General features: G+C 64.9%; 17 protein-coding genes, 1 tRNA gene and 1 pseudogene. 17 read left to right on the plus strand and 2 right to left on the minus strand.

Features of this window, described 5'->3' with window-relative positions; all coding sequences use genetic code 11:
- Positions 1 to 275: 275 nt before the first annotated feature.
- The 10 genes from ACFWUP_RS16805 to ACFWUP_RS16850 all read left to right on the plus strand — a co-directional run bounded on the left by ACFWUP_RS16805 (position 276) and on the right by ACFWUP_RS16850 (position 8,749).
- The gene (locus tag ACFWUP_RS16805; protein WP_379235159.1) at positions 276 to 614 is read left to right on the plus strand and encodes a WXG100 family type VII secretion target; all 339 of its coding nucleotides are present in this window, start codon (positions 276 to 278) and stop codon (positions 612 to 614) included.
- Complete coding sequence (locus ACFWUP_RS16810) at positions 614 to 916, plus strand: WXG100 family type VII secretion target (RefSeq protein ID WP_379235161.1); 303 nt, start codon at positions 614 to 616, stop codon at positions 914 to 916. Before ACFWUP_RS16805 ends, ACFWUP_RS16810 begins: the two co-directional genes overlap by 1 nt.
- Positions 917 to 920: 4 nt before the next feature.
- A complete protein-coding gene (locus ACFWUP_RS16815; RefSeq protein WP_379235163.1) occupies positions 921 to 2,339 on the plus strand; it encodes a hypothetical protein in 1,419 nt (472 codons plus the stop codon).
- A gap of 10 nt (positions 2,340 to 2,349) precedes the next feature.
- Positions 2,350 to 2,700, plus strand: a complete 351-nt coding sequence (locus ACFWUP_RS16820; RefSeq protein ID WP_379235165.1) for a hypothetical protein — start codon at positions 2,350 to 2,352, stop codon at positions 2,698 to 2,700.
- A 144-nt stretch (positions 2,701 to 2,844) separates the two neighbouring features.
- Positions 2,845 to 3,945 (plus strand): prolipoprotein diacylglyceryl transferase, encoded by a 1,101-nt coding sequence (gene lgt, locus ACFWUP_RS16825; protein ID WP_379235409.1) that lies wholly within the window; start codon positions 2,845 to 2,847, stop codon positions 3,943 to 3,945.
- Positions 3,946 to 4,159: 214 nt separating this feature from the next.
- Positions 4,160 to 4,687, plus strand: coding sequence for an NINE protein (locus ACFWUP_RS16830; protein ID WP_379235167.1), 528 nt, complete (start codon positions 4,160 to 4,162; stop codon positions 4,685 to 4,687).
- 172 nt (positions 4,688 to 4,859) lie between these two features.
- Entirely contained in the window at positions 4,860 to 5,612 is a 753-nt protein-coding gene (locus ACFWUP_RS16835; protein ID WP_379235411.1) for an amino acid ABC transporter substrate-binding protein, read from the plus strand.
- A gap of 3 nt (positions 5,613 to 5,615) precedes the next feature.
- On the plus strand, positions 5,616 to 6,287 hold the full coding sequence (locus ACFWUP_RS16840; RefSeq protein ID WP_379235169.1) for an amino acid ABC transporter permease: 672 nt from the start codon (positions 5,616 to 5,618) through the stop codon (positions 6,285 to 6,287).
- Positions 6,288 to 6,431: 144 nt separating this feature from the next.
- Positions 6,432 to 7,850, plus strand: a complete 1,419-nt coding sequence (gene pyk, locus ACFWUP_RS16845) for a pyruvate kinase (protein WP_379235170.1) — start codon at positions 6,432 to 6,434, stop codon at positions 7,848 to 7,850.
- Positions 7,851 to 7,852: 2 nt separating this feature from the next.
- Positions 7,853 to 8,749 carry an acyl-CoA thioesterase gene (locus ACFWUP_RS16850; protein WP_379235172.1) on the plus strand — a complete coding sequence of 299 codons (897 nt, stop codon included), beginning with the start codon at positions 7,853 to 7,855 and terminating at the stop codon, positions 8,747 to 8,749.
- A gap of 9 nt (positions 8,750 to 8,758) precedes the next feature.
- Here ACFWUP_RS16850 and ACFWUP_RS16855 read toward each other — a convergent pair whose 3' ends face one another.
- Both ACFWUP_RS16855 and ACFWUP_RS16860 read right to left on the minus strand, forming a co-directional pair.
- A complete protein-coding gene (locus tag ACFWUP_RS16855) occupies positions 8,759 to 9,142 on the minus strand; it encodes a hypothetical protein (RefSeq protein WP_379235174.1) in 384 nt (127 codons plus the stop codon).
- A gap of 192 nt (positions 9,143 to 9,334) precedes the next feature.
- Positions 9,335 to 9,958, minus strand: coding sequence for a low molecular weight phosphatase family protein (locus ACFWUP_RS16860; RefSeq protein WP_379235176.1), 624 nt, complete (start codon positions 9,956 to 9,958; stop codon positions 9,335 to 9,337).
- Positions 9,959 to 10,366: 408 nt separating this feature from the next.
- On the opposite strand from ACFWUP_RS16860, the gene ACFWUP_RS16865 reads away from it, so the two are divergent.
- The 7 genes and pseudogenes from ACFWUP_RS16865 to ACFWUP_RS16895 all read left to right on the plus strand — a co-directional run bounded on the left by ACFWUP_RS16865 (position 10,367) and on the right by ACFWUP_RS16895 (position 16,976).
- A tRNA-Leu gene (locus ACFWUP_RS16865) sits at positions 10,367 to 10,450 on the plus strand.
- 168 nt (positions 10,451 to 10,618) lie between these two features.
- Positions 10,619 to 11,227, plus strand: a complete 609-nt coding sequence (locus ACFWUP_RS16870) for an ANTAR domain-containing response regulator (protein ID WP_379235178.1) — start codon at positions 10,619 to 10,621, stop codon at positions 11,225 to 11,227.
- Positions 11,228 to 11,499: 272 nt separating this feature from the next.
- Positions 11,500 to 12,657 (plus strand): branched-chain amino acid ABC transporter substrate-binding protein, encoded by a 1,158-nt coding sequence (locus tag ACFWUP_RS16875; RefSeq protein WP_379235413.1) that lies wholly within the window; start codon positions 11,500 to 11,502, stop codon positions 12,655 to 12,657.
- 70 nt (positions 12,658 to 12,727) lie between these two features.
- The gene (locus tag ACFWUP_RS16880; RefSeq protein WP_379235180.1) at positions 12,728 to 13,765 is read left to right on the plus strand and encodes a branched-chain amino acid ABC transporter permease; all 1,038 of its coding nucleotides are present in this window, start codon (positions 12,728 to 12,730) and stop codon (positions 13,763 to 13,765) included.
- Positions 13,762 to 15,189: a branched-chain amino acid ABC transporter permease gene (locus ACFWUP_RS16885; protein ID WP_379235182.1), complete on the plus strand. Its 1,428-nt coding sequence runs from the start codon at positions 13,762 to 13,764 to the stop codon at positions 15,187 to 15,189. The genes ACFWUP_RS16880 and ACFWUP_RS16885 overlap by 4 nt, the downstream gene beginning before the upstream one ends.
- A gap of 212 nt (positions 15,190 to 15,401) precedes the next feature.
- Positions 15,402 to 16,118: pseudogene (locus tag ACFWUP_RS16890) on the plus strand (ABC transporter ATP-binding protein); the annotation flags it as partial.
- A 162-nt stretch (positions 16,119 to 16,280) separates the two neighbouring features.
- A complete protein-coding gene (locus ACFWUP_RS16895) occupies positions 16,281 to 16,976 on the plus strand; it encodes an ABC transporter ATP-binding protein (RefSeq protein WP_379235415.1) in 696 nt (231 codons plus the stop codon).
- The last annotated feature ends 267 nt before the right edge of the window (positions 16,977 to 17,243 follow it).

A 17,243-nucleotide genomic window follows, 5' to 3' on the forward strand; every position in this document is an offset into this window, starting at 1 on the left:
AATCCGAGTTCCTCCCCGATGGATCTCCCCATGTGGGTAAGACGTGCGGTGCGAATGAGGACATACCACCCGTGTCGAGCCGAATTTCCCTCGCCTAGACCGATCAGGGCCCGACATTTTTCACCGATACAGCGTGGCCTCGGTGACTCCTCGATGACGGGTGACGTTGGCGTACCTGCGGCCTTCATCGACGTCCAAGACGCAAGTCGCGCTGGTTGCGACCCTCAGCGACGACAACTAGACTCAGTCCCGTTATATAGATCCAGGGGGGGCTCGTGTCAGGTGAATCTTCGGCAGCGGAAACAGATTTCGCAATGGTGCCAGCCGAAGTCACCGATGCTGGCGTATATATCGAACAAGTCGCCGCGTCTCTGCTCACGGGACTCGCGTCGCTCGACCGCGAAATATCGGGCGCCCTTGGTACATGGACCGGAGCGGCAGCGGACTCCTTCGGCGCCGGCTGGACCACAACGAAGGACGGTGCCGCCAACGTGTTGGCCGCCCTCAACGCCATGGGCGAACTGTTGGGCGTGGCCAGCAAAGCTGTAGCTAGTCAAGACACCTTGAATGCCGACAATCTAAGTTCGCTCGACCTACCGAAATTGGACCTCTGATGGCCGAGGACTCTCGCGAATTCAGCTTCGACCTGGATACGCTGGACCAGCTCGTCAGCCGGGCCAACGGATTTATCGGTTTCCTGACCGACAGCCTTGACGGTCTCACCCAACGTATCGCCACCATCCAACAGAGCTGGCATGGCGCGGCAGCAGACTCCCAGGAACAAGCTTTCCGCGAATGGTTAGCCGGCGCGACCACGGTGGTTGAGGGGATCAGAGAAATGCATACCGCTGCGGTCACGGCCCGCGACGCGTACAGGGCCGCAGAAGAAATGAATCTACGAATGAGCGGCGGCTAATAAGTTGGCATCAATCGCTCCGAAGAGCTACACGGATGCCGCAAAGGAATGCTACGCCCTTGCTAACGAATTCAAGACCGTCTACAACGTTTTACAATCGATACTGATACAGACCGGTGGAATGGCCGGTGCGTACGATGCGGTGAACGCGTGGTCGAAGTCGTATGACGGTCGCGGTGGAGCCATGACTGTAGTGGCCCCTTATTTCGTGCGATCCCTTCAGCATATGGGCGACATATTAACAGCCTCCGGATACAATTGGGCGCTTAGTGAATACAAAGCCAACCGTGACCCGAAAAAGGGCGACCCACCCGCGCGTCCAACTCTGCCTACGGAACGCGCGTACGGCAGCTTCGTCGTCCTTGGTATCGCCGCGTCGAAGGCCAACAGTAGCGGGCTCGAATGCGACATACCTGGGCTGTATGAAAGGGTTACCGCGAATGTCACCGGCGGACAAATCCCCGACGGTGACACAGATAAGTTGGCAACCGCCTCGTCTAAATGGAAGACATTCGCCGCATCGACCCCGGTCACCGACGCGAGCTTCCGGCTCAAGATGACTGCCGCAGGCCTTCAGCGCGCCTATGGCTCAACTGCGAGAGACATCCCGAATCATGTCGAGCATTTAGGCTCGCTCACCGTCTGTGCGCGAGAAATCGAGGCCGCTGCACGCGATATCGCTGCCGCTGTGGATGCCCATAGCATTGCCTTGGCAAAAATGCGGAAGGACATTGAAACAAACTTCGCGGGAGCGATGGTTGGGTACGCTATCTGGATCGCCGTAAATCGCGTAAAACTCGAGAAGAAGAGTGGGCCATTCGAAAAGCCCGAGAAATCGGACGGGAAATCTCCCAACTCCAATAGCGCTGACGAAGACGAGTTCCTCAAGCTCGCGACATTATACATAGCTCCTCCCATTAATATTTTCCTCACGGTCTTGAGTGGTATAACCTTTGCTGCTGCGGAATTGAATACCACTGGTATCTCCAAAATTGTCGATCTGCCGATCCTGCTCGATGACTTCGACTCTAGTAAGGATCGCGATACTGCCGTAGTTCAGGGAACAATCGACGAAAGCGCGAGTGCCTTTAATGCGGCCGAGCGGAGAATAGCGGAGCTCCTTGCGAGCGAGGGTAAGAACGTTACCGCGATACCGAGGGGCGCGGAGAGAACGCCCGATGCCCTGGTCAACGGCGTACCAACGGAGTTCAAGAGCTTGGAACCGGGGGCGTCGAACGTGACGGTTAAGAACGCACTGAAGTCGGCACGCGGGCAGGCGGACAATGCAATTATCGACGGCCGCGGTTCGGGCTTAACGCAGGATGAGGCGCAACGAGGACTCGCGCGATTCTTGGGCGCGTACCCTGATAAGATGACGAACATTCGAATAGTTGGCGATGGCTGGGAGATTCTATGGCCGTAGGAGGATGCTTGTGAGTGCATCTCATCAGATATTCATACGAGCGAACCGGTCACTGTCGGACATCGTCAGCGATATAAACAAGGCCACGGGGAGTTCCCTTACGAGTACTGGCAAGCCGGAATTCCCTTATGCTGCAACGCTGGACTCGGCGTTCATAGATATTGAGCCCACTCATGACTACGACAGTGAGCCCGGACTGCCGTTCGAGGAGTATTCGACCATCTTGACGGTGCGGGATATCGACAACAACCAGAAGAGGGAAGAAGCGCTGTCTCGCGGTATATTCGCCAAGCTTGCGACACTCCCGGGCTACCATGTGATGCTTGTATTCGATCTGCAAAGGAATCTTATGCAAAGCTGAATTCGGGGCAGCAGCTGCAACAAGTCTCACTGGCCGAGTTCAGGTGCGGGCCGATCCCGCCGTCACGTGGTAGCCGACGACCATGCAGCGGCGACCACGACCATCCCGGGTCACGGTCGCCGGTCTGTCGAACTCTCCACTAGCCTGGTGGCCGTGAACTCAGTCCTGGCCTATATTCCGAGTCCGCCCCAGGGGGTCTGGCAACTCGGACCCTTCCCGCTGCGGGCGTACGCGTTGTTCATCATTCTCGGCATCGTCGTCGCCATCTGGTGGGGTGAACGGCGGTGGCGCGAGCGCGGTGGGCAGCCGGGGGCGGTGCTCGATGTCGCGATGTTCGCGGTGCCGTTCGGTCTGGTGGGCGGGCGGATCTATCACGTCGCCACCGACTGGCAGAAGTACTTCGGGCCGGGCATGCATCCCGTCGAGGCCCTCTACATCTGGCAGGGCGGCCTCGGCATCTGGGGTGCGGTGTTCTTCGGTGCCATCGGTGCCTGGATCGGCTGCCGGATGTACAAGATCCCGCTGCCCGCGCTCGGTGACGCCGTCGCCCCGGCGGTGCTGCTGGCCCAGGCCATCGGCCGGCTCGGCAACTACTTCAATCAGGAGCTCTACGGGCGCGCCACCGACCTGCCGTGGGGTCTGGAGATCTACGAGCGGTTCGACACGGAGACCGGCGCGCGCGACATGATGAACGGGGTGTCGACCGGGCGAGTGCTCGAGGTCGTGCAGCCGACGTTCCTCTACGAGCTCGTCTGGAACGTCCTGATCGTGATCGCGCTGGTGCTGGTCGACAAGCGCTACAAGATCGGCCACGGGCGCCTGTTCGCCCTCTACGTCGCCGGCTACAGCTTCGGCCGGTTCTTCGTCGAACTGCTGCGCAGCGACGAAGCCACCCACATTCTCGGCATCAGGATCAACTCGTTCACCGCCGCGCTCGTCTTCCTCGGCGCCATGGCCTACTTCGCACTGGCGACCAAGGGCCGCGAGACACCGGCCCAGCTGCAACCCGACGGCGAACCGCGTCCGTGGCCGTGGCAGTTCGCGAAGCTGCGGGCCGCCGGTGCGGCCGACAACGCCGTCGACGTGACGAAGAAATCGGATTCTGTTGTCGCCGAGGGTGATTCGACGAACGTCGACGCCGATGTCAAGGACGCGAGCGATGCCACGACCGTGACCAGCGAGGACTCCACCGACGACGCCGACTCCACCGCGGAACCGACGAAATCGGGCGCGAAGAAGTCCTGATCCACGACGTTTTCGCACGAATCGGCGGGCGCTCGGCAACACCGCGGGCGCCCGTCGCGATATTCCTGACAGATGGCCGGTGGTACCCGACAGGACAGCGACGGGTGATACCGGCAACAATGGCGCGTGATCGTCGCGCGCGCACCGCCGTTCGGCCGATCACCACTGGCCGGGGGCCACGACGGGTACCCGCACGAATGATGGAGGACATTTAGTGACCGACCCCTATAACCCCAATCCCCAGTACGGGCCCGACCTGAGCAAGCCCCAGGACGGTGGCGCGCAGCCGCAGTACGGCCAGCCTGCCTACGGTCAGCCCTCCGACCCGTACGCCCAGCAGCCGCAGCCGGGTTACGGCCAGCCGCAGTACGGTGCGCCGCAGCCGCAGTACGGCCAGCCCGCCGACCCGTACGCCCAGCAGCCCCAGCCCGGTTACGGCGCCGCGCCGTACGGTGCCATGCCGCAGGGCTACAACCCGAACGACCCGGAAGCGCCCTACGGCCGGGACATGTACGGCGTGCCGTTCTCGGACAAGCAGAAGCTGATGGCCGGTCTGCTGCAGATCTTCCTCGGCAGCTTCGGCGTGGGCCGTTTCTACCTCGGCTACACCGGTCTCGGCATCGCCCAGATCGCGGTCACCTGGCTGACCTGTGGTCTCGGCGCCATCTGGCCGCTGATCGACGGCATCATGATGCTCACCGGCAAGGTGCCCGACGCGCAGGGTCGCCCGCTGCGCGACTGAGGTCCGCTACACCGCCGATGAACGGGTGCTCTGCTCACGCGGGGTGCCCGTTTCGCGTTTCCCCGGGGCAATTGCGATCACGGTGAGCGATACTCTGTGTCGGTCTGTCGCGGCGCCGTAGCGTCGCTGGGCCTGCGCGTGCCCTCTACGCGCAGCGGAGAAAGGGATGTTCGTGCGCAAATTCATTGCCGCCGCCGTACTCGCTGTTGTCGCCGCGACGGGTCTGTCGGCCTGCTCGTCGGCGTCGGACCCGAACGTGTTGAAGGTCGGCACCGAGGGCACCTACGCGCCGTTCAGCTACCAGGAGGGCGGCACGCTCACCGGCTACGACGTCGAGGTCGCGCAGGCGGTCGGCGAGAAGCTCGGCAAGCGGGTCGAATTCGTGCAGACCCCGTGGGACTCGATCTTCGCCGGTCTCGAGTCCAAGCGTTTCGACCTGGTCGCCAACCAGGTCACCGTGAACCCCGAGCGCACCGCCAAGTACGCGCTGTCGCAGCCGTACACGACGTCGGAGGGTGTGATCGTCACCAAGGCCGACAACACCACCATCACCTCGCTGGCGAGCCTGGCGGGCAAGACGACCGCCCAGTCGGCCACCAGCAACTGGAGCAAGGTCGCCGCGGGCGCGGGCGCGAAAGTCGAAGCGGTGGAAGGGTTCGTGCAGGCGGTGCAGCTGCTGAAGGCCGGTCGGGTCGACGCCACCGTCAACGACACCCTCGCGGTCGGCGAGTACACCAAGAAGACCGGTGACACCGGCATCAAGATCGCGGCGCAGACCGGCGAGACCAGCAAGCAGGCCTTCGCCGCGCGTTCCGGCGACACCGCGCTCATCACCGATGTCGACAAGGCACTTGCCGAGCTGCAGGCCGACGGCACCCTGGCCCGGCTGTCGGAGAAGTACTTCGGCACCGACGTCAGCAAATAGCGGATGGATCCGGCTACCTGGGAGCTGATCCGGCACAACCTGGTGCCGATGCTGAAGGCCACGGTGACGATGACGTTGCCGCTCACGGCAGTCAGCTTCGTCATCGGTCTCGCCATCGCGGTGGGTGTCGCGCTGGCCAGGATGTCGTCGCGGCGGGTGCTGTCGGTGCCCGCCCGCTTCTACATCTCGATCATCCGCGGCACCCCGCTGCTGGTGCAGCTGTTCATCGTGTTCTACGCGCTGCCGCAGTTCGGGATCGTCATCGATCCGTTTCCGGCGGCGGTGATCGCGTTCAGCCTCAATGTCGGTGGGTACGCCGCGGAGGTGGTGCGTTCGTCGATCCTGAGCGTGGCGCACGGGCAGTGGGAGGCCGCGGAATCGCTGGGCATGACCTACGTCCAGACGCTCTGGTACATCGTGTTCCCGCAGGCCGCGCGGATCGCGGTGCCGCCGCTGTCGAACACGCTGATCTCGCTGGTCAAGGACACTTCACTGGCCTCGACGATCCTGGTCACCGAGCTTCTGCGCACCGCCCAGCTCGCGGCCGCACCCACCTTCGACTTCTTCGCCCTCTACGGCGTCGCGGCGATCTATTACTGGGTGATCTGCCTGATCCTGGGCTTCGGCCAAACTCGTCTGGAAACGAGACTTTCCCGGCACGTAGCCGTTCGGTGACACCCGATTTCGTGAACGCCGGGGGAACTCGTCGGGAACGCTCGGCCCCGATCACCACGAAATCCGCGGGTCCGCCAGGTCGACGCCGCCTCGCCCGTCGACCGTAAAATTCGCGGCGCGGCGGACCAGTACTAGGCTGGGGGCGTGATGCGACGGACGAAGATTGTGTGCACCCTGGGGCCGGCCACTGCCACCCAGGATCGTATTCGGGAGCTCGTCGAAAGCGGCATGGATGTGGCCCGGCTGAACTTCAGCCACGGCGACCACGCCGACCACGCCGACAACTACAAGATGGTCCGCGCGGCCTCCGACGAGACCGGCCGCGCGGTCGGCATCCTCGCCGACCTGCAGGGCCCCAAGATCCGCCTCGGCCGCTTCGCCGACGGCAAGACCGTGTGGGCCAACGGCGAGCAGGTGCGGATCACTGTCGACGAGGTCGACGGCACCCACGACCGCGTCTCGACCACCTACAAAGAGCTCGCCAAGGACGCCAAGGCCGGTGACCGGCTGCTCGTCGACGACGGCAAGGTCGGCCTCACGGTCGAAGCCGTCGAAGGCAACGACGTGGTCTGCCGGGTCACCGAGGGCGGCCCCGTCAGCAACAACAAGGGCCTGTCGCTGCCCGGCATGAACGTGTCGGTGCCCGCGCTGTCCGAGAAGGACATCGCCGACCTGGAGTTCGCCCTGGAACTGGGTGTCGACTTCATCGCGCTGTCGTTCGTGCGTTCGCCGTCCGACATCGAACTCGTGCACGACATCATGGACCGTGTCGGCCGCCGCGTTCCGGTGATCGCCAAGCTCGAGAAGCCCGAGGCGATCGACAACCTCGAGGCGATCGTGCTCGCTTTCGACGCGGTGATGGTCGCGCGTGGTGACCTCGGCGTCGAGCTGCCCCTGGAACAGGTGCCGCTGGTGCAGAAGCGCGCGATCCAGATGGCGCGCGAGAACGCCAAGCCGGTCATCGTCGCCACCCAGATGCTCGAGTCGATGATCGAGAACTCCCGGCCCACCCGCGCCGAAGCCTCCGACGTCGCCAACGCGGTGCTCGACGGCGCCGACGCGGTGATGCTCTCGGGTGAGACCTCGGTCGGTGCCTGGCCGATCGACGCGGTGCGCACCATGGCCCGCATCGTCACCGCGGTCGAGACCGAAACGTCGCGGGTGCCACCCCTGACCCACGTGCCGCGCACCAAGCGTGGCGTGATCTCCTACGCCGCCCGCGACATCGGCGAGCGGCTCAACGCCAAGGCCCTCGTAGCGTTCACCCAGTCCGGTGACACCGTGCGCCGCCTCGCGCGTCTGCACACCCCGCTGCCGCTGCTGGCGTTCACCCCGATGCCGGAGGTGCGCAGCCAGCTCACGCTGAGCTGGGGCACCGAGACGTTCATCGTGCCGATGGTGGACACCACCGACGCGATGATCCACCAGGTGGATCAGGCGCTGCTCTCGCTCGAGCGTTATCGCAAGGGTGACCTGGTGGTCATCGTCGCCGGTTCCCCTCCGGGTACCGTCGGTTCCACCAACCTGATCCACGTGCACCGCATCGGCGAAGAGGACCACTAGCAGTGAACAGCTCGATCGAACTCGAAACCACCCAGGGCGAGCCGACACCCGATCTGCGGGTGTTGCTCGACCTGCTCGACCTCGAGTCGATCGGCGAGGACACCTTCCTCGGCAAGCACCCGGAGAAGGTGTGGAGCCGCACCTTCGGCGGGCAGCTGGTCTCACAGGCGATCGTCGCCGCCGGCCGCACGGCGGGGGAGCGGCCGCTGCACGCGGTCAACGCCCATTTCGTGCGCGGCGGCGATGTGAAGAAGCCGATCGAGTACCACGTGCAGCGCCACCGTGACGGTCGCTCGCTGGCCAACCGAACGGTGACGGCCAGCCAGGACGGCCAGGAACTGTTCGTCATGCTGGCCGCGTTCCAGGACTTCGGCAAGGGCCTCGAACACGCCCACGACGGCCCGGACGTGCCCGATCCCGAAACCCTGCCCCGGGTGGAGGAGAGCTTCGCCGGCTTCGAGGACAAGCTGGAGATGTTCATCAAGGCCCCGCACCCGATCGACATGCGCTACACCAACGATCCGTCCTGGATCCTCAAGGGCACCGGCGAGAAGCTCAACCACAACCGGGTCTGGATGCGCACCGACGGCGCGCTGTCCGACGATCCGCTGTTGCACACCGCCGCGCTGGGCTACTCCTCCGACACGACCGTGCTCGATTCGATCATCACCACGCACGGTTTGTCGTGGGGGCTGGACCGAATTCTCGCGGCGACGGTGAATCACTCGATCTGGTTCCATCGCCCGTTCCGGTTCGACGAGTGGGTGCTCTACGCCACCGAGTCACCGGTCGCGGCGGGCTCGCGGGGGCTGGCGACGGGCCGGTTCTATTCGCGCACAGGCGAATTGATCGCCACCACCGTGCAGGAAGGCGTCATCCGGCACTTCCCGTCCCGCTGAGCTCGCCGGTCAGCGTAATCCGCGGTTGAGTTCCGGTGCCACGACGTCGGTGCGCTGATGCGCGCGCAACGTGAACGGCACGCTGTGGGTCGGCTGCGGCCCGGCGGCGCCGTAGACGGCCAGTGCGAGACCGTGTTCGAGATCGGCGATGTCGGCGTCGGTGAGATCGGCGGGCTCACCGACCAGACTCAGCGCGATCTCGTAGGTGCTCTCGGTGTCCGGGTCGATGCCGGGATAGCTACTGCGCCACTGTGATTCGAGGTCGTGGTGGACCGGATCGCTCGCGTCCACCGGCAGGGTGAACCGCCAGGCGTAGACGTCGCGGTCGTGGACATGGTCGTCGAGGACCGTCCGGACACTGGCGACGATGCGGTCGAGGATCTCCGGTGTCACGTACACATGGAGCGAAACATCCGAAATGCGTTTCGGCAAGTCTGTAGTCCCGTCGTGTGTCGAACCTGTCAGGGGTAACACCCACGTCCGCGCCGAAGTGTAATCCCTACGCGCCGTGGCGAACAGCCCTTCGTTGACCTCTGTCGGCTCGGCGTCCGCGCGTCGTCGGCTCGGCGTCCGCGCCTCGTCGGCTCAGCGTCCGCGCTGGGCGGCGAGGAAGGCCGACAGGGGACGGGCACCGCCGCCGGGCGCGATCACCAGTCCGGGGCGATCACCGTCGCCGGAGCGTTTCGTCTGCTCGTGCGGTGCCAGCGCGCCCAGCACGGGAAACAGCAATTCGGCGATGCGGTCGCCGACCTCGAGAAATGCGGCGGGCGAAAGGCCGATCGGGTCGGCGATGTTCTCCCGGCCGACATAGGCCAGATTGTTGCGCGCGTGGTGCAGTGCGGCAATGGATTTCGCACCGGTGACCTTGGCGATGCGATGCGCCTCGGCGAGGGTGAAAGTGCGCGGGGCGGTGCCGAAGGCCATTTCGCCGACTTGGTCGCGTAAGGAATCGGTCATCGTCAGCACCAGGTCGGCGCGATCGATCATCTCGGGCTTGAGTTTTCGGGCCTTGAAACCGGTGGTGTCGCCGCCGAGGCCGTTGATCGTCTCCACGGCCAGTGGCTCGGGCGGAAAGCCGACGAGGGCCCTTGTACCCGCGCTCTCCGCGGTGAGGCCGGGTAAACCGTTCTCCGCAGCGAACGCCAGGGTGAGCCGTTCGGCGATCACCGAGCGGCAGACATTGGAGTTGCAGACGAAGAGCACGTGCATACCGACACCGTAATCGGGTCGATTGTCACGGAGTAGGTCGGAATTGTAACCATCACAAGCGCGGTACTACTTATTCACCTATCGGTTGAATGCTGTACATCAATCACGATGCTCAAATCTGTTGTGTGTGACCGTGATACCCGCGAGATAAGGGTTGGAAACCTCGTGGTGATATGTGTCGGTCATCACTCTTTCCGGGTGTGATAATTCAATTCGGTAATAACTGCTGGCGGCGGCATCGACCACGCGATGTCCTCGGGTCCCGTCGGGCCGGTCGGCGGGCGTGCGACACGCGCATGATCGCAGCCCGTCGCGACGCCATGTCGGGGTGCAACGAAGCAGGTGGGCACCCGGTTCGACCGGCAGTTCGCTTCCTGGCGCGCCGAGACGCTATAGTGACCGCGGTGCGCCGGGTTGGCGGAACTGGCAGACGCGACGGTCTCAAAAACCGTTGTCCGAAAGGACGTGTGGGTTCGAGTCCCACACTCGGCACCGCAACGGCGGAGCGCGGCACCGGCCGCGCTCCGCGGGGGAGTATCCGGCGCAGGGTGTGCGCGATCTCATCGCAGGCGCATTCTCGGCGCGGAGGCGAAAGGTACTCTTTACAACGCCGGTCGTGGTGTGATCGACAGGCATCTCCAATCCTGAGGGGTCGAACCTATGAGCACGAATGCAGCCGGCGCCACGCAGCCCGCGGCCAAGCGGGTCGTCGTCGCCGAGGACGAGGCCCTGATCCGCATGGACCTGGTCGAGATGCTCAAGGAAGAGGGCTACGACGTCGTCGGTGAAGCGGGCGACGGGCAGCAGGCCGTCGAGCTCGCCGAGGAGCTTCGCCCCGATCTGGTGATCATGGACGTGAAGATGCCGCGCCGCGACGGCATCGACGCCGCCGCCGAGATCGCGTCGAAACGTGTTGCGCCCGTGGTGATCCTGACCGCGTTCAGTCAGCGCGACCTCGTCGAGCGAGCGCGCGACGCGGGGGCGATGGCCTATCTGGTGAAGCCGTTCACCAAGTCCGATCTGGTGCCCGCGATCGAGCTCGCGGCGAGTCGTTTTCACGAAATCACCGCGCTGGAAACAGAAGTCGCGAATCTGTCGGATCGTTTGGAGACGCGCAAACTGGTCGAGCGGGCCAAGGGCGTGCTCATGGAGACCCAGGGACTCTCGGAACCGCAGGCGTTCAAATGGATTCAGCGCACCGCGATGGATCGCCGCACGACCATGAAGGCGGTCGCCGAGGTCGTGCTGGACAACCTCACCCCGCAGTGACGCGCTTCGGCTCTTACTGTCAGGTGGGCCGGAAGCAGAAAATATTTACGTAAGCGAAACAATAACGTTAACTATTGCTGGACAAGAAGCGTCCGACATGATCCGAATGTGATGCGGATCTAACAAAGCGGCGATATGTTCTCTGCGGGCTGAACGTGGTCGGCCCCCTCGGTGAACCCGGGGAGCACAGGACATAGAGGTGAGACGTGCTCAGTTCGACATGGCGCAGTCGGTCGACGCGAGGAGTTCTGGTAATCGGAGCTGCCGCGTCGTTGGTGTTGTCCGGATGCAGTGACAAGTCATCCGATGGTGGCGGTGGCGGCAGCACCGATCTCTCCATCCAGCCGGTGGTTCAGCTCGATACCCAGGGCAAGGCGGTCGCGACGACCGACGCCGGTGCGGCCGCGGACCCCGCAGGCGACGGTAAGGCCAAGTGCGCGCCGGTGACCCTCGGCATGGCGGGCCCGCTGACCGGCGGTAACGCCGCCCTCGGCATCAACATCATCATGGGCGTGAAGCTGGCGCTCGACAAGCACAACAAGGCCAACCCGGATTGTCAGGTGTCGGTCAAGCAGTTCGACACCGAGGGCAAGCCGCAGATCGCCAGCCAGGTGGTGCCCTCGATCGTCGCCGATCCCAACATCGTCGGCCTGATCGGCCCGACCTTCTCGGGTGAGACCAAGGCGACCGGCCAGATCCTCGCCGAGGCGGGCATGCCGACGCTCACCGCGTCGGCCACCAACCCGACGCTGACGACCAACGGCTGGAAGACCTTCTTCCGCGGGCTCGGCAACGACGACTCGCAGGGCCCGGCCATCGCCAACTACCTGACCGGCGAGAAGGGCTTCAAGAAGCTCTGCGTCGTGCAGGACAACACCGACTACGGTGCCGGCCTGGCGAAGGCCTTCACCACCGCCGCGGGTGCCGCGGCCGATCCCTCCTGCGCGACCAACGTCAAGGAAGGTGACAAGGACTTCTCGGCCGCCGTGTCGTCGCTGAACGCGGCCAAGCCCGACGCCATCTTCTACGCCGGTTACTACGCCGAGGCCGCACCGTTCGTGCAGCAGCTGCGTTCCGGTGGCGTGACCGCCACCTTCGTTTCCGCCGACGGCAGCAACGACCCCGAGTTCGTCCGCCAGGCAGGCTCGTCGTCCAAGGACGCGCTGCTGTCGTGCCCGTGCAGCCCGGCGCCGGAGAAGTTCGCCGCCGAGTACAAGGCGCTCAACGGTCAGGCGCCCGGCGTCTACTCCGTCGAGGGCTACGACCTGACCACCATCCTGCTGAAGGGAATCGACTCGGGTAAGGTCACCCGCGCCGATCTCGTCGACTACGTCCGCAACTACAGCGGAACCGGTGTCGCCCGCCAGTACAAGTGGGGCGAGACCGGCGAGTTGGCCAACATCCAGATCTGGATGTACCAGGTCAAGTAGTTCCGATGACGTGTGCGACGGTGCGCGTGGTGATCCCACGTGCACCGTCGCTCCTGACGCGAGAGTAACCATGACATCAGCGGCTTCGCTCGGTGTGACCCTGTTGGCCGAGGGGTCCATCGATTTCAACGTGTCCGGGGTGATCGACCAGTTCTGGCGATTGACCGTGGACGGTCTGACCTACGGCTCGATCTACGCCTTGGTGGCGGTCGGCTACACGCTCGTCTACGGCGTGCTGCGACTGATCAACTTCGCCCACTCCGAAATCTTCATGCTCGGCATGTTCGGCACCTATGTGGGTCTGGAACTGCTCGGCTTCGCGCCCAGCGGCAATGTGTATTCCCAGGGTGTCCTGCTGACCGTGCTCTATCTGGGCGTGGCGATGCTGTTCGGCATGCTGGTCTCCGGCATCGCCGCGGTGGGGCTGGAACGGATCGCCTATCGGCCGTTGCGCAGGCGCGGTGCGAAGCCGCTGGCCTTCCTGATCACCGCGATCGGTATGTCGTTCGTGATCCAGGAGTTCGTCCACTACATCCTGCCCAAGATCAAGCCCGGCCTCGGCGGCTCCAACGCCCAGACCGGCATCCGGCTCGTGGAGCCGAAGGTGCAGTTCACCTTCCTCGGCGCCTCGGTGACCAATGTGGCGCTGGTGATCTTCGCGTCGGCCGTCGTGCTCGCGGTGACCACCGAAATCGTCATCAACAGAACCAAATTCGGGCGTGCCATCCGCGCGGTGGCCCAGGACCCCGACACCGCCACCCTGATGGGTGTCTCGCGGGAGAAGGTCATCGTGCTGACCTTCCTCATCGGCGGTCTGCTCGCCGGTGCGGCCGCGATGCTGTACACGCTCTACATTCCCACCGGCATCATCTTCTCCGGCGGTTTCATCCTCGGCATCAAGGCGTTCAGCGCCGCGGTGCTCGGCGGTATCGGCAACCTGCGCGGCGCGCTGCTCGGCGGGTTGATCCTCGGTGTGGCCGAGCAGTACGGGTCGATCCTGTTCGGCACCGAATGGCGTGACGTGGTCGCGTTCGTGCTGCTGGTGACCGTGCTGATGTTCCGGCCGACCGGCATCCTCGGCGAGAGCCTGGGGAGGGCACGCGCATGACAGACATGACGAAAACTCCGAAAGCCCCGGTCGCGCCGAAGGATCGGCGTGGTGTGGGCGATGCGATCCGGGTCTGGTGGGACGGGCTCTCGCGTCCGGCCCAGTGGGCGGTCGGCGTGCCGATCATCGCCGTGCTGGCGCTGCTGCCGCTGTTCCCGCCGCCGCTGCTCGACACCCCCGGGGTGAGCTTCGGCGGTGTGATGGCGCAGTTCGCGATGTACGCGCTGATCGCCATCGGCCTCAATGTCGTGGTCGGCCAGGCCGGTCTGCTCGACCTCGGTTACGTCGGCTTCTACGCCGTCGGCGCCTACACGGTCGGCCTGCTGACCAGCCCGAACAGTCCGTGGAACCAGACCGACGCCGACGGGTGGCTCACCTCCGGCTGGGCCTGGCTGGCCTGCCTGCCGATCGCCGTCGCGCTCACGGCGCTGGCCGGTTTGATCCTCGGCGCGCCGACCCTGCGGCTGCGCGGTGACTACCTGGCGATCGTGACGCTGGGCTTCGGCGAGATCGTGCGCCTGATGGCCGACAACCTCGGCGATCTCACCAACGGCAGCCTTGGGCTGTCCAAGATCGCCTACCCCGAGGTCGGTGAGTCCGAGGCGCACCCCGGCGGGTACTTCTCCCCGGGCAACCTCGGCGACAACAGCAGCTGGAACCCCTTCGAGCGGGCGAGCAACGGCACCTGGTGGTTCTGGCTCGGCATGGTCTTCGTGATCGTGGTGCTGCTGATCATCGGCAACCTGGAGCGCAGCCGGGTCGGCCGCTCCTGGGTCGCCATCCGCGAAGACGAGGACGCCGCCGAGATCATGGGCGTGCCGACCTTCAAGTTCAAGCTGTGGGCGTTCGTGATCGGCGCCTCGGTGGGTGGTCTTTCGGGTGCGATGTACGCCGGTCAGGTCACCTATGTGAACCCCAAGCAGTTCGACATCATCTTGTCGATGCTGTTCCTGTGCGCGGTCGTGCTCGGTGGTTCGGGCAACAAGCTCGGCGTGATCGTTGGCGCGTTCCTCATCGCCTACCTGCCGATGCGGTTGCAGTCGGTGCAGTTGGTGTCGAGCGAGTCGACCGGCTATCTGCTGCTCGGGCTCGATATCGCGCTGCTGATCGGGCTGTGGCTGCTGTGGCGGTTCAAGAAGGACGTGTTGGGCGAGTGGGTCCGGCGGGCGGTGGTCGGGTTGGCGATCCTCGCGGTGATCTTCGGGCTGCTGCTGTTCGGCAGTGTGTTGCTGTTCCGTCCCGGCGGCGCGCAGAACCTCGGTGACCTGAAGTACCTCTACTTCGGCATCGCGCTCGTGGTGATGATGATTCTGCGGCCACAGGGTCTGTTCCCGGTGCGGCAGAAGCTGCTCGCCTACGGCAGACAGGTGTACCAGGCGGTCGTGCGCAAGCCGGCGGCCGAATCGATCGGAGCAGGGCGATGACGGGGCCGGGCGCGGGAGACGCGCTGTACGACAACGAAGACATGAAGGCCGGCTACCAGCCGCCGCCGGAGGTCGAGCCAACGGGCGAGGTCGACGTCACCGCGGTGATGCCCGAACTCGCCGATGCCGAGACGGTCGCCGAGGTGGTCGCGCCGCATCGCGCGATCGAGACCGCGGTGGGCGAACCACTGCTGCGCACCGACGGTCTGACGATGAAGTTCGGTGGTCTGACCGCGCTCGACGGGGTCAGTTTCGAGATCCGCCGCGGCGAGATCCTCGGTCTGATCGGCCCCAACGGCGCGGGCAAGACCACCTGCTTCAACGCCATCACCGGCGTGTACAAGCCCACCTCGGGCAGCGTGCACTTCGATGGCAAGCCCCTCGCCAAGACCAAGCGCAACGAGATCACCCGGATGGGAATCGCGCGCACGTTCCAGAACGTGCGGCTGTTCGGCGAGATGACGGCGCTCGAGAACGTGGTCGTGGGCACCGACGCTCGCCACACCACCTCGGTGCCCGGCGCGATCTTCCGCACGCCGAAGTTCAAGCGTGAGGAAAAGGACGCCATCGAACGCGGCATGGCGCTGCTCGAGTTCGTCGGCATCGCACCGCGCGCGGTGGAGAAGGCCCGCAACCTGTCCTACGGCGATCAGCGCAGGCTCGAGATCGCGCGTGCGCTGGCCACCGAGCCCAAGCTGCTGTGCCTCGATGAGCCGGCCGCTGGTTTCAATCCCAGCGAGAAGTCGGCGCTGATGGATCTGATCCGCAAGATCCGCGACGACGGCTACACCGTGCTGCTCATCGAGCACGACATGCGCCTGGTCATGGGCGTGACCGACCGGATCGTCGTGCTCGAGTTCGGGCGCAAGATCGCCGACGGCCTGCCCGCCGAGGTGCGCGAAGACCCGGCCGTGATCGCGGCCTACCTCGGTGTGCCCGACGCGGACACCATCGAAGAGGTCCGCGAGGAATCGGTGGCCGCTGCGGAAGAGGGGGCGACCCCGCCGCCGATTCCCGCCACCGTCGTGGTCGAGAAGCCGAAGGGTGAGGTGGTCGTCGAGAAGGCGGCGCCGCTGCTCGAGGTACAGGACATGGTCGTGAACTACGGCCGGATCGAAGCGCTGCACGGCATTTCGCTCTCGGTCGATCAGGGCGAACTGGTGACCCTGCTCGGTGCCAACGGCGCGGGCAAGACCACCACCATGCGGGCGCTGTCGGGCCTGCTGCCGCTCACCTCCGGCCGAATCCTGTTCCAGGGCAAAGACATCAGCTCGATGAAGGCGCACGACCGCGTGGTCGAGGGTCTGATCCAGGCGCCAGAAGGTCGCGGTGTCTTCCCCGGTATGACGGTCGCGGAGAATCTCGACATGGGTTGCTACGGCAGGCCTTTCGAGAAGAAGTCCGAGTACCAGCAGACCCTGGACTGGGTCTTCGAACTGTTCCCGCGACTGGCCGAACGTCGCAAGCAGGTCGGCGGCACGATGTCGGGTGGCGAACAGCAGATGCTCGCCATCGGCCGGGCCCTGATGGCCCGCCCGAAGCTGCTGCTGCTCGACGAACCCTCGATGGGCCTGGCGCCCATGGTGATCCAGCAGATCTTCCGGATCATCAGCGAGATCAACCGCCAGGGCACGACTGTGCTGCTCGTGGAGCAGAACGCCCAGCAGGCGCTGACCCGCAGCGATCGTGCCTACATCCTGGAAACCGGTGAGGTCACCAAGTCCGGTCCGGGTGCTTCGTTGTTGACCGATCCCGCGGTGATGGCCGCTTATCTCGGCGTCGACTGAAATGCCGACGGCGTGGGCCCCTCGACGATGCGGCTGGCAGTCGCTGGTGCGAGGGTGACCTGCGTTCGGTAGTCCCAGGCAGGTTTGACGCTGTGTTTATTGGAGCGCTGGCGCGCTCGAGTCGCGGCCCCAGGGGCCACCGCCGGTTAGCCACCGTTGCTGGCGGCTGCGCCGCATCGCAACGGCGGCTAACCGGCGACCCGGCCGCGACCGGCCACTTCGTGGCCGCCGCTCCCTATGGGTCGCGGGTGGGTGGCTGGGTTTTGG

It is taken from the genome of Nocardia sp. NPDC058658 (assembly GCF_042716665.1).
In the GTDB taxonomy this organism is placed as follows: domain Bacteria; phylum Actinomycetota; class Actinomycetes; order Mycobacteriales; family Mycobacteriaceae; genus Nocardia.

Coding starts and splice junctions, on each gene's coding strand:
- ACFWUP_RS16885 (WP_379235182.1), top strand. CDS start 13,762: ATGACAGACATGACGAAAACTCCGAAAGCCCCGGTCGCGCCGAAGGAT.
- ACFWUP_RS16880 (WP_379235180.1), top strand. CDS start 12,728: ATGACATCAGCGGCTTCGCTCGGTGTGACCCTGTTGGCCGAGGGGTCC.
- ACFWUP_RS16860 (WP_379235176.1), bottom strand. CDS start 9,958: ATGCACGTGCTCTTCGTCTGCAACTCCAATGTCTGCCGCTCGGTGATC.
- ACFWUP_RS16870 (WP_379235178.1), top strand. CDS start 10,619: ATGAGCACGAATGCAGCCGGCGCCACGCAGCCCGCGGCCAAGCGGGTC.
- ACFWUP_RS16895 (WP_379235415.1), top strand. CDS start 16,281: ATGGTCGTGAACTACGGCCGGATCGAAGCGCTGCACGGCATTTCGCTC.
- ACFWUP_RS16810 (WP_379235161.1), top strand. CDS start 614: ATGGCCGAGGACTCTCGCGAATTCAGCTTCGACCTGGATACGCTGGAC.
- ACFWUP_RS16840 (WP_379235169.1), top strand. CDS start 5,616: ATGGATCCGGCTACCTGGGAGCTGATCCGGCACAACCTGGTGCCGATG.